The organism is Pseudomonas sp. TE3786 (assembly GCF_054057335.1).
The window spans coordinates 82,338-96,260 of record NZ_JBSRZF010000003.1 but is presented as its reverse complement, the minus strand read 5'-3'; the positions used below and the strand labels follow the sequence as shown (position 1 = coordinate 96,260).

13 protein-coding genes are annotated in these 13,923 nt (G+C 59.7%); all 13 read left to right on the top strand.

All coding sequences use genetic code 11. The features are described 5' to 3' along the window. Nucleotides 1–23 precede the first annotated feature (23 nt). The 13 genes from mnmA to nuoF all read left to right on the top strand — a co-directional run bounded on the left by mnmA (nucleotide 24) and on the right by nuoF (nucleotide 13,896). Nucleotides 24–1,142: a tRNA 2-thiouridine(34) synthase MnmA gene (mnmA, locus tag ACVW0Y_RS04835; RefSeq protein WP_457436445.1), complete on the top strand. Its 1,119-nt coding sequence runs from the start codon at nucleotides 24–26 to the stop codon at nucleotides 1,140–1,142. Next, nucleotides 1,139–1,759 carry a high frequency lysogenization protein HflD gene (gene hflD / locus ACVW0Y_RS04830; protein WP_457436444.1) on the top strand — a complete coding sequence of 207 codons (621 nt, stop codon included), beginning with the start codon at nucleotides 1,139–1,141 and terminating at the stop codon, nucleotides 1,757–1,759. The genes mnmA and hflD overlap by 4 nt, the downstream gene beginning before the upstream one ends. Before the next feature lie 212 nt (nucleotides 1,760–1,971). Then, the gene (gene purB / locus ACVW0Y_RS04825) at nucleotides 1,972–3,342 is read left to right on the top strand and encodes an adenylosuccinate lyase (RefSeq protein WP_457436443.1); all 1,371 of its coding nucleotides are present in this window, start codon (nucleotides 1,972–1,974) and stop codon (nucleotides 3,340–3,342) included. Between the two features lie 77 nt (nucleotides 3,343–3,419). Then, entirely contained in the window at nucleotides 3,420–4,586 is a 1,167-nt protein-coding gene (locus ACVW0Y_RS04820) for a ribosomal protein uL16 3-hydroxylase (RefSeq protein WP_457436442.1), read from the top strand. Continuing rightward, nucleotides 4,579–5,007 carry a GNAT family N-acetyltransferase gene (locus tag ACVW0Y_RS04815; protein ID WP_457436440.1) on the top strand — a complete coding sequence of 143 codons (429 nt, stop codon included), beginning with the start codon at nucleotides 4,579–4,581 and terminating at the stop codon, nucleotides 5,005–5,007. Before ACVW0Y_RS04820 ends, ACVW0Y_RS04815 begins: the two co-directional genes overlap by 8 nt. A 7-nt stretch (nucleotides 5,008–5,014) precedes the next feature. Further along, the gene (locus ACVW0Y_RS04810; RefSeq protein WP_457436439.1) at nucleotides 5,015–5,668 is read left to right on the top strand and encodes a DUF7931 domain-containing protein; all 654 of its coding nucleotides are present in this window, start codon (nucleotides 5,015–5,017) and stop codon (nucleotides 5,666–5,668) included. Further along, complete coding sequence (locus ACVW0Y_RS04805; RefSeq protein ID WP_457436438.1) at nucleotides 5,665–6,474, top strand: secretin N-terminal domain-containing protein; 810 nt, start codon at nucleotides 5,665–5,667, stop codon at nucleotides 6,472–6,474. The genes ACVW0Y_RS04810 and ACVW0Y_RS04805 overlap by 4 nt, the downstream gene beginning before the upstream one ends. A gap of 499 nt (nucleotides 6,475–6,973) precedes the next feature. After that, complete coding sequence (locus ACVW0Y_RS04800) at nucleotides 6,974–8,569, top strand: isocitrate lyase (protein ID WP_457436437.1); 1,596 nt, start codon at nucleotides 6,974–6,976, stop codon at nucleotides 8,567–8,569. A 514-nt stretch (nucleotides 8,570–9,083) separates the two neighbouring features. Next, a complete protein-coding gene (locus ACVW0Y_RS04795; RefSeq protein ID WP_108094519.1) occupies nucleotides 9,084–9,500 on the top strand; it encodes an NADH-quinone oxidoreductase subunit A in 417 nt (138 codons plus the stop codon). 10 nt (nucleotides 9,501–9,510) lie between these two features. Further along, the gene (locus tag ACVW0Y_RS04790; protein ID WP_108094518.1) at nucleotides 9,511–10,185 is read left to right on the top strand and encodes a NuoB/complex I 20 kDa subunit family protein; all 675 of its coding nucleotides are present in this window, start codon (nucleotides 9,511–9,513) and stop codon (nucleotides 10,183–10,185) included. A gap of 68 nt (nucleotides 10,186–10,253) precedes the next feature. Further along, nucleotides 10,254–12,035, top strand: coding sequence for an NADH-quinone oxidoreductase subunit C/D (gene nuoC / locus ACVW0Y_RS04785; RefSeq protein WP_457436435.1), 1,782 nt, complete (start codon nucleotides 10,254–10,256; stop codon nucleotides 12,033–12,035). A gap of 2 nt (nucleotides 12,036–12,037) precedes the next feature. After that, a complete protein-coding gene (nuoE, locus tag ACVW0Y_RS04780) occupies nucleotides 12,038–12,535 on the top strand; it encodes an NADH-quinone oxidoreductase subunit NuoE (RefSeq protein WP_457436434.1) in 498 nt (165 codons plus the stop codon). Next, nucleotides 12,532–13,896: an NADH-quinone oxidoreductase subunit NuoF gene (gene nuoF / locus ACVW0Y_RS04775; protein ID WP_457436433.1), complete on the top strand. Its 1,365-nt coding sequence runs from the start codon at nucleotides 12,532–12,534 to the stop codon at nucleotides 13,894–13,896. Before nuoE ends, nuoF begins: the two co-directional genes overlap by 4 nt. Nucleotides 13,897–13,923 lie beyond the last annotated feature (27 nt).

The following is a 13,923-nucleotide window of genomic DNA, read 5'->3' as shown; positions in this document are numbered from 1 at the left end:
AAAAGCCCTGCATCCGAATCCTTATGCGTGACAATTCCTCTACCCGCGTGATCGTCGGCATGTCCGGCGGTGTCGATTCCTCCGTTTCCGCCGTTCTGCTCCTTGAGCAGGGTTACCAGGTGGAAGGCTTGTTCATGAAAAACTGGGAGGAAGACGACGGTACCGAATATTGCACCGCCATGGACGACATGGCTGACGCCCAGGCGGTGTGCGACAAAATTGGCATCAAGCTGCATACCGCCAATTTCGCTGCCGAATACTGGGACAACGTGTTCGAGCACTTCCTGGCTGAATATAAAGCCGGACGCACCCCCAACCCGGACATCCTTTGCAACCGGGAAATCAAGTTCAAAGCCTTTCTGGACTACGCCCTGATGCTTGGTGCCGACCTGATCGCCACCGGCCACTATGTGCGCCGCCGCGATATCGAGGGCCGCACTGAGCTGCTCAAGGGGCTGGACCCGAACAAGGACCAGAGCTATTTCCTCCACGCTGTCGGCGGCGAACAACTGGCCAAGACCCTGTTCCCCGTCGGCGAGCTGGAAAAACCGGAAGTGCGCGCCATCGCCGAGAAACACGAACTGGCCACGGCAAAGAAAAAGGACTCCACCGGCATCTGCTTTATTGGTGAGCGCCGTTTCAGCGACTTCCTCAAGCAGTACCTGCCCGCCCAGCCGGGCAATATCGAAACCACCGAAGGTGAAGTGATCGGCCGCCACCACGGCCTGATGTACCACACCATCGGCCAGCGCCAGGGCCTGGGCATCGGCGGCTTGAAAGATGCCGGCGAAGAGCCGTGGTACGTGCTGATCAAAGACCTCGAGCGCAACGTATTAGTAGTCGGCCAGGGCAACGAACATCCGTGGCTGTTTTCCAGCGCCCTGCTCTGCTCGGAAATCTACTGGGTCAACCCAGTCGACCTGAGCAGCCCGCGCCAGCTCACCGCCAAGGTGCGCTACCGCCAGGGCGACCAGACCTGCACCCTGGAAAAAACCGCCAGCGGCTACCGCGCCAGCTTCGCCATGCCGCAGCGCGCCGTGACTCCTGGCCAGTCCGTGGTGTTCTACGACGGCGGAATCTGCCTCGGCGGCGGCGTAATAGAAGTAGCAGAACCCTGGAGCAGTAAGGAAAAGCGCGCATGACGCCGACTCAGGAACAACTGATCGCCCTGGGCGGGGTGTTTGAAGCCGCCTTTCTGGTCGATCAGGTGGCGCGCACCGGGCAAATCAGCGAAAGCGCGTTGAGCTGCATGCTCGGCAGCCTGATGGTGCGCGATCCGAAAAGCACCCTGGACGTCTATGGCGGCGACGACATCAACCTGCGCAACGGCTACCGCGCCCTGCTCAGCGCCTTGGAGCGCGACCCCACCACCCTGCAACGCGAACCGCTGCGCTACGCCCTCGCCCTGCTGGGCCTGGAGCGCAAGCTGGCCAAGCGCGACGACATGCTGCAGACCATAGGCAAACGCCTCGATCAGATCCAGCAGCAGGTGCAGCACTTCGGTCTGGTGCACGAGAACGTGATCGCCGCCAGCGGTGGCCTGTACCAGGACACCCTGAGCACCTTCCGTCAGCGCATTCAGGTGCATGGCGATATGCGCAACCTGCAACAACCGAGCAACGCGGCGAAGATTCGCGCCCTACTGTTGGCAGGTATTCGCTCGGCGCGCCTGTGGCGTCAGCTTGGTGGCCATCGCTGGCAGTTGGTGCTGAACCGTCGCAAGTTGCTTAAAGACCTGTATCCACTGGTGCGCAGCTAACCAACCCCACTGCCCCGTAGGAGCGGCTTTAGCCGCGATGCTTTTGATCTTTAAGGGCATCGCGGCTGAAGCCGCTCCCACGGGAGTAAGTCGTTTCAGCAATGGCGCAAAGGAAAAACCCGACAGAGCAGTTCGTTCAACCCGGGCCAGGCGAGTCTTTTCTATGTATAATTCGCGCCCCTTTTCGTCGCCCGACTGTCCGAGAACGCCCCATGCAGCTCTCCTCGCTCACCGCGGTATCCCCCGTTGATGGCCGTTACGCCAGCAAAACCAGCGCTCTGCGCCCAATCTTCAGCGAATACGGCCTGGTCCGTTTCCGCGTCATGGTTGAGGTGCGCTGGCTGCAGCGCCTGGCCGCCCACGCCGGCGTTCCGGAAGTAGCACCCTTCTCGGCCGAGGCTAACGCCCTGCTCAACGCCATGGTCGACAACTTCCAGGTCGAGCACGCCGAGCGCGTGAAAGAAATCGAGCGCACCACCAACCACGACGTCAAAGCCGTGGAATACCTGCTTAAAGAACAAGTCGCCAAGCTGCCTGAACTGGCCGCTGTCAGTGAGTTCATCCACTTCGCCTGCACCAGTGAGGACATCAACAACCTGTCCCACGCCCTGATGCTACGGGAAGGTCGCGACACCGTGCTGCTGCCACTGATGCAGCAACTGGCCGACGCCATCCGCGAACTGGCCCACCGTTTCGCCGACGTGCCGATGCTGTCGCGCACCCACGGCCAACCGGCATCGCCGACCACCCTGGGTAAAGAGCTGGCCAACGTCGTGTACCGCCTGGAGCGCCAGATCGCTCAGGTCGCTGCCGTGCCGCTGCTGGGCAAAATCAACGGCGCCGTGGGCAACTACAACGCCCACCTGTCGGCCTACCCGGCTATCGATTGGGAAGCCAACGCCCGCGAATTCATTGAGAAAGAACTGGGTCTGGGCTTCAACCCCTACACCACCCAGATCGAACCGCACGACTACATCGCCGAGCTGTTCGACGCCGTAGCGCGCTTTAACACCATCCTGATCGACTTCGATCGCGATATCTGGGGCTACATCTCCCTGGGCTATTTCAAGCAACGCACCATTGCCGGCGAAATCGGTTCCTCGACCATGCCGCACAAGGTCAACCCGATCGACTTCGAAAACTCCGAAGGCAACCTGGGTATCGCCAACGCCCTGCTGCAACACCTGGCCAGCAAGCTGCCGATCTCGCGCTGGCAGCGTGACCTGACTGACTCCACCGTGCTGCGCAACCTCGGTGTCGGCTTCGCCCACAGCGTCATCGCCTACGAAGCCAGCCTGAAAGGCATCAGTAAGCTGGAGCTCAACGAACAACGCATCGCTGCCGACCTCGACGCCTGCTGGGAAGTGCTGGCCGAGCCGGTACAGACCGTAATGCGCCGCTTCGGTGTCGAGAACGCCTACGAGAAGCTCAAAGAGCTGACCCGCGGCAAAGGCATCAGCAGCGAAGCTCTGCAGACTTTTATCGACGGCCTCGATATTCCAGCCGACGCAAAGGTCCAGCTGCGCGCACTGACCCCTGCTGGCTATGCGGGCAACGCCGCCGCTCAGGCCAAACGTATCTGAACGTCACCGCCCTGTGCACGCCCGGCAGTGCCGGGCGTTTTTATTTACGGGCTTAGAACACTTTCAAGGGCTTAGCTATGAATCCTGATATTCCGCTTCAGATGTTGGGTGGCATTACCGCACGCGAATTCTTGCGCGATTACTGGCAGAAGAAACCTTTGCTGGTCCGCCAGGCCATCAGCGACTTCGAAAGCCCGATCTCCGCTGACGAACTGGCCGGCCTGGCACTGGAAGAAGAAGTCGAATCGCGCCTGATCCTTGAACACGGCGAGCGCCCGTGGGAGTTGCGCCGCGGTCCGTTCGAGGAAGATGCCTTCGCCGACCTGCCGGAGCGCGACTGGACCCTGCTGGTCCAGGCCGTCGACCAGTTCGTGCCGGAAGTCGCCGAGCTGCTGCAGAACTTCCGCTTTTTGCCGAGCTGGCGCATCGATGATGTGATGATCAGCTTCGCCACCCCAGGCGGTGGCGTCGGCCCGCATTTCGACAATTACGACGTTTTCCTTCTCCAGGGCCAGGGACGCCGGCGCTGGAAAATCGGTCAGATGTGCGACTCGGATAGCCCCATGCTCGAGCATGCGGACCTGCGCATTCTGGCCAACTTTGAACAGACCGACGAATGGGTGTTGGAGCCCGGCGACATGCTCTATCTGCCGCCACGTTTGGCTCACTATGGCACCGCCGAGGATGATTGCATGACTTATTCCGTGGGTTTCCGCGCCCCTAGCGCCGCAGAAGTTCTGACCCATTTCACCGACTTCCTGGGCCAGTTCCTGCCGGACGAAGAACGCTACAGCGACGCCGACGCCGTCCCTTCGACCGATCCGCATCAGATTCAGCGCGACTCCCTGGACCGCCTCAAAGCCCTGCTCAACGAGCACATGGGTGACGAGCGCCTGCTGATGACCTGGTTCGGCCAATTTATGACCGAGCCGAAGTACCCGGAACTGGTGGCCGGCACCGAACTGGACGAAGAAGAGCTGCTCGAGCAGATCGAAAACGGCGCGATGCTGGTCCGCAACCCTAGCGCCCGCCTGGCCTGGTCGGAAGTCGGCGAAGACTTGGTGCTGTTCGCCAGCGGCCAGAGCCGCCTGCTGTCGGCCAGCCTGCGCGAACTGCTGAAGCTGATCTGCTCTGCCGACGTATTGCATCTGGAAAACCTTGGCCAATGGTTGGCCGAGGATGAAGGGCGTAACCTCGTCCTTGAGCTGGTACGACAAGGAAGTCTGGAGTTTGCCGATGAGTAGCAACGTACAGGTTCGGGTCGCCAGTTGGCAGAAAGACAACGCCGATCTGCGCCGCATCCGCGAGACCGTATTTATCGCCGAACAGGCGGTACCGGCCGAACTGGAGTGGGATGCTGAAGATATCGAAGCGGTACACTTTCTGGCAGTCGATGGCGATTACGCTATCGGCACCGCCCGGCTGTTGCCCGACGGCCATATCGGCCGGGTGTCGGTACTCAAGGACTGGCGCGGCCTGAAGGTCGGCGAAGCACTGATGACCGCAGTCATCAATGAAGCCGAACGACGCGGACTGAAAGAACAGATGCTCAGCGCTCAGGTACACGCCACGGCATTCTATGAGCGTCTAGGCTTTACCGTTGTCAGTGGCGAGTTTCTCGACGCCGGCATCCCCCACGTAGAGATGAAACGCATCAGTAAGTGAGGTCAGGATGATCGACAAAGACGTTCCGCCAAGAGACGCCACGGACGGTGTTGCGGACGCTCTTGCAGAAGAGCTGCCCGCTATCGAGTTCGTCTCGCCGGGCAGCTTTGCTGTACACAATCCGCCGCCGTTGCAGGCGCAGCCCGAGCGCCGCGAGCCGGCCCCCTTCCACCTTGGCGGGCCGCGCCAGCTGCAGCACTTCACCACCCCCGAACACGCCCAGGCCCACGCCCTGGCACTACTGCAACAGGCACAACGCAGCCTGTGCATCTACACCCCCGACCTCGAACGCTGGCTGTACCACCACAGCAGCGTGCAAGACGCCTGCACCCAGTTTCTGCTGGCCAATCCGAAAAACCGCCTGCGCATTCTGCTTAACGATCCCAGCAGCGCGGTCAAGGAAGGGCATCGCCTGCTGCAGCTGTCCCGCCGGCTGTCGAGCAACCTGCAGATCCGCAAGCTCAATCCCAGCTACAGCAATGACGAAGTCGCCTATCTACTGGCCGACACCGGCGGCCTGCTGATGCGCCCCAAGCTGGAACAGATTGCCGGTTACGCGCTATACAACGACCCCGGGCAAGTTCGGGTGCTGCAAAACAAATTCGATCAGGCGTGGGACGTCAGCGTCAGCGACCTGGACTTACGGAGCTTACTGGTATGACCATCCGCGCCCTGCTTGCCGCTGTTTGCCTGAGTGTGAGTCTGCCGCTGCTGGCGGCCACCGAAGTGATGCCACTGAACTACCGCACCGCCGATGACGTGCTGCCGGTAGTGCAGTCGGTGCTTGGCAACGAAGGCCGGGCCAGCAACTACGGCAACCAGTTAGTGGTCAATGCACCGCCAGCCAAGCTGCAGGAAGTGCGCGACCTGCTCAAGCAGATCGACAAGCAGCCCAAGCGCCTGCTGATCAGCGTCGACACCAGCAACAGCAACAATATGAACGACCAGGGTTATTCGGTTAACGGTACGGTTTCGGCCGGCGACGTGGAAATCCAGTCCGGGCGCGGCGAGGTCAATGGCCGCGACCAGGTGCGCATCATCCACCGCACTACCCAGAGTCGCGGCGGCGGCACTCAGCAGGTACAAACCACCGAGGGTTCCCCGGCGCTGATCCAGGTCGGCCAGAGCGTGCCATTGACCACTACCAGCGTCGGCAGCTATGGCCTGCCCTACAACAACACCGAATACCGCAACGTCACCCGCGGCTTCTATGTCACCGCCAGCCTGACCGGCGATCTGGTGCACGTCAGCATCAGCAGCAACAACGACCGCGTGAGCCAGACCCAACAAGGCGCGATCGACATCCAGAGCACCGACACCAAGGTCACCGGGCGCCTTGGCGAATGGATCACCATCGGTGGCGTGAATGAGAACTCCCAGTCCGACCAGAGCGGTTTTGTTCAGCGCCGCTCCACCTCGGGGCGCGACGACATGACCCTGCGCCTGAAGGTCGATGCCCTCGACTGACTGAGGCAAATCGTGACCATTCGGTCGCACGTCGAACAATATGTAGTAGTAAGAAAAAAGCACTACAAAACGTTTGACGAAGTGCCTTCTCGGAGGCATGATGGCCCCGCTCCCGCTAATCAGAGGCCTTTACAGAGGTCTCCGGATCGCAACCCGCTTACCGTGGATTGCATTCGTGTTTTACCGCTCACAAGGCAGTTCGACGAGATTGCGACTGGAACGAAGTTGTCCTGAGGGACGGGGAAGCGTTTAACGTAACAGCACGATTGGCCGCCACAGCCCACCGCGACACCCATAGGTTTCCACGAACCAGCAAGTGCCAAAGCAGCTGACGCCATCAACCTGTACGCCCCCTCTGCCCCCTCCTCAGCTTCAATCCCGTCTCAGTCGATATCTCGTTGCTCTGCAGTACACCGCCCGCTGCAAGACCGCTTTGCTTGTCCGGTTTTGAAAAGGGAAGTGTCGTGCTCAACCAATCATCAACTTTGAAGGATTGACCATGTCTGCTTATCAAAATGACATCAAAGCCGTAGCCGCTTTGAAAGAAACCGCCGGCAACAGCTGGAGTGCGATCAACCCTGAGTCCGTCGCTCGTATGCGCGCTCAGAACCGCTTCAAAACCGGTCTGGATATCGCCAAGTACACCGCCGCTATCATGCGCAAAGACATGGCCGAGTACGACGCTAACTCCTCCGTCTACACCCAGTCCCTGGGCTGCTGGCACGGCTTCATCGGTCAGCAGAAGCTGATCTCGATCAAGAAGCACCTGAAGACTACCGACAAGCGCTACCTGTACCTGTCCGGCTGGATGGTTGCTGCTCTGCGTTCCGACTTCGGCCCGCTGCCAGACCAATCCATGCACGAAAAGACCGCCGTTTCCGGTCTGATCGAAGAGCTGTACACCTTCCTGCGCCAGGCTGACGCCCGTGAGCTGGACCTGCTGTTCACCGCTCTGGACGCTGCCCGCGCCGCTGGCGACAGCGCCAAGGCTGCCGAGATCCAAGCCCAGGTCGACAACTACGAAACTCACGTAGTACCGATCATCGCCGACATCGACGCTGGTTTCGGTAACCCGGAAGCCACCTACCTGCTGGCCAAGAAAATGATCGAAGCGGGTGCTTGCTGCATCCAGATCGAAAACCAGGTTTCCGACGAGAAGCAGTGCGGCCACCAAGACGGCAAAGTGACCGTTCCGCACGAAGACTTCCTGGCCAAGATCAACGCAGTTCGCTACGCATTCCTGGAACTGGGCGTGGACGACGGCGTAATCGTTGCCCGTACCGACTCCCTGGGTGCCGGCCTGACCAAACAAATCGCTGTAACCAAGGTTGCGGGCGACCTGGGCGACCAGTACAACTCCTTCCTGGACTGCGAAGAAGTTTCGGCTTCCGAGCTGAACAACGGCGACGTAGTTCTGAACCGTGGCGGCAAACTGCTGCGTCCTAAGCGCCTGCCTTCCAACCTGTTCCAGTTCCGTGCTGGCACCGGCGAAGCTCGCTGCATCCTGGACTGCATCACCTCGCTGCAGAACGGCGCTGACCTGCTGTGGATCGAAACCGAGAAGCCACACGTTGGCCAGATCGCTGCCATGGTTAACGAGATCCGCAAGGTAATCCCGAACGCCAAGCTGGTTTACAACAACAGCCCGTCCTTCAACTGGACCCTGAACTTCCGTCAGCAAGTGTTCGATGCATTCGTCGCCGAAGGCAAAGACGTTTCCGCTTACGACCGCGCCAAGCTGATGAGCGTTGACTACGACGCCACCGAACTGGCTCAGGTTGCAGACGAGAAAATCCGCACCTTCCAACGTGACGGTTCGCAACAGGCTGGTATCTTCCACCACCTGATCACCCTGCCGACCTACCACACTGCTGCGCTGTCCACCGACAACCTGGCCAAAGGCTACTTCGCCGACCAAGGCATGCTGGCTTACGTGAAAGGCGTTCAACGTGAAGAGCTGCGTCAAGGCATCGCTTGCGTTAAGCACCAGAACATGGCTGGCTCGGACCTGGGCGACAACCATAAAGAGTACTTCGCTGGCGAAGCGGCTCTGAAGGCAAGCGGTAAAGACAACACCATGAACCAATTCCATTGATTCACGGAATGGCTCACCTGGGTTAACCCAGGGGTGTGAGAAAAAAGGCGAACTTCGGTTCGCCTTTTTTTATGCCGGAAAATCGCCCCGTAGCGTGTGCTGTGCGCACCTCTGTTACCGCGTAACGGTGCGCACAGCACACCCTATAAACGCCCGCCTTACTTCCTGCTCGCATCTACGCAAACTGCAACTATCCTGTGTTCACGACAACGCCCACGAAGTTCGCCACCCAAATAACAATGAATATCATCTAGAGCGAGCGTTGCTGTCATTAACAACAAAATTGCAGATATACGACTAAGGAAGTAAAAAGCGCCATAACCCCGTCACACGGGGCTTTGCGCGATTTTCAGCGCTAACATGCTGGCCTGTAAGTTAATTTTTTATAAGGAAAAATTTACTTACCCAGGCAGACACGCATAAAATTACGAAAATTAGATTGCTGGCTAAGCATTCACAACCAGCAACTTCCAAATTCCATGATTCCGCCGATGCTTGTCTAAGGAGTACCGGCATGCCTGTTGAAGCTGTCGCGACCATGTCCCACAACTGGGGCTTTGCCATTTTCCTGTTGGGTGTTGTCGGCCTGTGCGCCTTCATGCTCGGGGTTTCCAGCCTGCTCGGTAGCAAGGCCTGGGGTCGCAGCAAAAACGAACCTTTCGAATCCGGTATGTTGCCCACTGGCAACGCGCGCCTGCGTCTCTCGGCAAAATTCTATCTGGTCGCGATGCTCTTCGTGATCTTCGACGTTGAAGCCCTCTTTCTCTTCGCCTGGTCGGTGTCGGTTCGCGAAAGCGGATGGGCCGGCTTTATTGAAGCTACAGTTTTTATAGCAATTCTGTTGGCAGGTCTTGTCTACCTTTGGCGCATCGGTGCTCTTGATTGGGCTCCCGAAGGTCGTCGCAAGCGGCAGGCGAAGCTAAAACAATGAGGCTTTGGCGATGCAATACAAACTCACCAGGATCGACCCGGATGCGCCTAATGAGCAGTATCCGATCGGCGAACGGGAGACCGTTTCCGATCCTCTAGAGGATCAAGTCCACAAAAACATCTACATGGGCAAACTGCAGGACGTACTGACTGGTGCAGTCAACTGGGGGCGTAAGAACTCCCTGTGGCCGTACAACTTCGGTCTGTCTTGCTGCTACGTGGAGATGACTACTGCCTTTACCGCTCCCCATGACATCGCCCGGTTTGGTGCCGAAGTAATTCGTGCATCACCCCGTCAGGCCGACTTCATGGTGGTCGCAGGTACCTGTTTCGTAAAAATGGCTCCGGTCATTCAGCGCTTGTACGAGCAAATGCTCGAGCCTAAGTGGGTTATTTCCATGGGTGCCTGCGCGAATTCCGGCGGCATGTACGATATCTACTCTGTCGTTCAGGGCGTGGACAAGTTCCTGCCTGTGGACGTTTACGTGCCCGGCTGCCCTCCGCGCCCAGAAGCATTTTTGCAGGCTTTAATGTTGCTGCAGGAATCGATTGGCCAAGAGCGTCGCCCACTTTCCTGGGTCGTTGGTGATCAAGGCGTTTACCGCGCCGATATGCCATCGCAAAAGGAACAGCGCCGTGAACAGCGTATTCAGGTAACCAACCTGCGCAGCCCCGACGAAGTGTGATCTAGCTTTTTCTTACCCAGAAAGCCCGCCGGATTCACCCTTTACGTTGACTGATAGCGACCGAGACCATGACTGCAGACACCGCTCTGTACATCCCGCCCTACAAGGCAGACGACCAAGACGTCGTCAATGAACTGAACACGCGCTTTGGCGCAGAAGCGTTTACCGCGCAGCAAACCCGCACCGGCATGCCCGTGCTGTGGGTGGCCCGTGAACGCCTGATCGAGGTACTGACTTTCCTGCGTCAGCTGCCCAAACCCTACGTCATGCTCTACGACCTGCACGGCGTCGATGAGCGCCTGCGCACCCAGCGCCGCGGGCTGCCGGGCGCCGACTTCACGGTGTTCTACCACCTGATGTCGATCGAGCGTAACAGTGACGTAATGATCAAAGTCGCCTTGTCCGAGCGCGACCTCAACCTGCCGACCTGCACCAACATCTGGCCCAACGCCAACTGGTACGAGCGCGAAGTCTGGGACATGTACGGCATCACCTTTGCCGGCCACCCGCACCTCACCCGCATCATGATGCCGCCGACCTGGCAGGGTCACCCGCTGCGCAAAGACTACCCGGCGCGCGCTACCGAGTTCGATCCGTTCAGCCTGTCGGTCGCCAAGCAGCAACTGGAAGAAGAAGCTGCCCGCTTCAACCCGGAAGACTGGGGCATGAAACGCGGCAACGCGAACGAGGACTATATGTTCCTCAACCTCGGCCCCAACCACCCTTCGGCCCACGGTGCGTTCCGTATCGTGCTGCAGCTGGACGGTGAAGAAATCGTCGATTGCGTGCCGGAAGTCGGTTACCACCACCGTGGCGCCGAAAAGATGGCCGAGCGGCAGTCCTGGCACAGTTTCATTCCGTACACCGACCGTATCGACTACCTCGGCGGCGTGATGAACAACCTGCCGTACGTGCTCTCGGTCGAGAAGCTGGCCGGTATCAAGGTGCCGGAGAAGGTCGACGTTATCCGCATCATGATGGCCGAGTTCTTCCGCATCACCAGCCACCTGCTGTTCCTCGGTACTTACATCCAGGACGTCGGGGCCATGACGCCGGTGTTCTTCACCTTTACCGACCGCCAGCGCGCTTACACCGTGATCGAAGCCATCACCGGCTTCCGTCTGCATCCGGCCTGGTACCGCATCGGTGGCGTCGCCCACGACCTGCCGCGCGGCTGGGAAAAACTGGTGAAAGACTTCGTTGAATGGCTGCCAAAACGCCTCGACGAGTACGAAAAAGCCGCACTGAAAAACAGCATCCTGCGTGGCCGTACCATCGGCGTCGCCCAGTACAACACCAAGGAAGCCCTGGAATGGGGTATCACCGGTGCCGGCCTGCGTTCCACCGGCCTGGACTTCGACCTGCGTAAAGCGCGCCCCTACTCGGGCTACGAAAACTTCGAATTCGAAGTGCCGCTGGCCGTCAATGGCGACGCCTACGACCGCTGCATCGTGCGGGTGGAAGAGATGCGCCAGAGCATCAAAATCATCGATCAGTGCCTGCGCAATATGCCGGAAGGCCCGTACAAGGCGGACCACCCGCTGACCACGCCGCCGCCGAAAGAACGCACCCTGCAGCACATCGAGACCTTGATCACCCACTTCCTGCAAGTTTCCTGGGGCCCGGTGATGCCGGCCAATGAAAGCTTCCAGATGATCGAAGCGACCAAGGGCATCAACAGTTATTACCTGACGAGCGATGGCGGCACCATGAGCTACCGCACCCGTATTCGTACGCCAAGCTTCCCGCACCTGCAGCAGATCCCTTCGGTGATCCGCGGCAGCATGGTCGCCGACCTTATTGCGTACCTGGGCAGTATCGACTTCGTTATGGCTGACGTGGACCGCTAAACATGACTACCACGCTGATTCAAACCGACCGCTTCACCCTCACCGATGCCGAGCGTTCGGCCATCGAGCATGAGTTGCACCACTACGAGGATTCGCGCGCGGCCTCCATCGAAGCGCTGAAGATCGTACAAAAAGCCCGTGGCTGGGTGCCAGACGGCGCCATTGCCGCCATCGGCGACATCATCGGCATTCCGGCCAGCGACGTTGAAGGTGTGGCTACTTTTTATAGCCAGATCTTCCGTCAGCCAGTCGGCCGCCACATCATTCGCGTCTGCGACAGCATGGTCTGCTATATCGGCGGCCATGAGTCCGTGGTCAGCAGCATTCAGGACCAGCTCGGCATCGGCCTCGGCGAAACCACCGCCGACGGCCGCTTCACCTTGCTGCCGGTGTGCTGCCTGGGCAACTGCGACAAGGCCCCAGCGCTGATGATCGACGACCACACCTTCGGCGATGTGCAGGCCGACGGCGTGGCGCAACTGCTGGAGGCTTACGTATGACGTCCGCTTCGACCAATCGCCTGACCTCCTTCGGTCCGGCCAACAGCATTGCCCGCACGCCGGAAACCCACCCGCTGACCTGGCGCCTGCGTGATGACGCGCAGCCAGTTTGGCTGGAGGAATACCAGGCCAAAGACGGCTATGCCGCCGCGCGCAAAGCCTTCGCCGACCTGTCGCAAGACGAGATCGTGCAAACCGTCAAAGACTCCGGCCTCAAGGGCCGTGGTGGTGCCGGCTTCCCCACAGGCGTGAAGTGGGGGCTGATGCCCAAAGACGAATCCATGAACATCCGCTACCTGCTGTGCAACGCGGATGAAATGGAGCCCAACACCTGGAAAGACCGCATGCTCATGGAGCAGCTGCCGCACCTGCTGATCGAAGGCATGCTGATCAGTGCGCGGGCGCTCAAGGCTTATCGCGGCTACATCTTTCTGCGTGGCGAATACGTCGACGCCGCCGCCAACCTCAACCGTGCAGTTGAAGAAGCGAAAGCGGCTGGCCTGCTGGGCAAGAACATCCTCGGCAGCGGCTTTGATTTCGAGCTGTTCGTGCATACCGGTGCCGGGCGTTATATCTGCGGTGAAGAAACTGCGCTGATCAACTCCCTCGAAGGTCGCCGCGCCAACCCACGTTCGAAGCCGCCCTTCCCCGCCGCTGTCGGCGTGTGGGGCAAGCCGACCTGCGTCAACAACGTCGAAACCCTGTGCAACGTGCCAGCCATCGTTGGCAACGGCATCGAGTGGTACAAGGGCCTGGCCCGTCCGGGCAGCGAAGACATGGGCACCAAGCTCATGGGTTTCTCCGGCAAGGTGAAAAACCCTGGCCTGTGGGAACTGCCTTTCGGCGTTACCGGCCGCGAGCTGTTCGAAGACTACGCCGGTGGCATGCGTGACGGCTTCACCCTGAAAGCCTGGCAGCCTGGCGGTGCCGGTACCGGCTTCCTGTTGCCCGAACACCTCGACGCGCAAATGTATGCCGGCGGTATCGCCAAAGTCGGTACCCGTATGGGTACGGGTCTGGCCATGGCCGTGGACAACACCGTCAACATGGTCGGCCTGCTGCGCAACATGGAAGAGTTCTTCTCCCGCGAATCCTGCGGTTTCTGTACGCCGTGCCGCGATGGCCTGCCGTGGAGCGTAAAAGTACTGCGCGCCATCGAGAAAGGTCATGGCCAACCGGGCGATATCGAAACCCTCGAGGGCCTGGTCAACTTCCTCGGCCCTGGCAAAACCTTCTGTGCGCATGCACCGGGTGCCGTGGAGCCACTGGGCAGCGCGATCAAATATTTCCGACCGGAGTTCGAGGCGGGTATCTCCCGTGTCAGCGCTCCGGTGGCGCCGACTCAGTTCGTCAGCGCCTGACGCTTTAACGACGGCGGCCAGAACGCT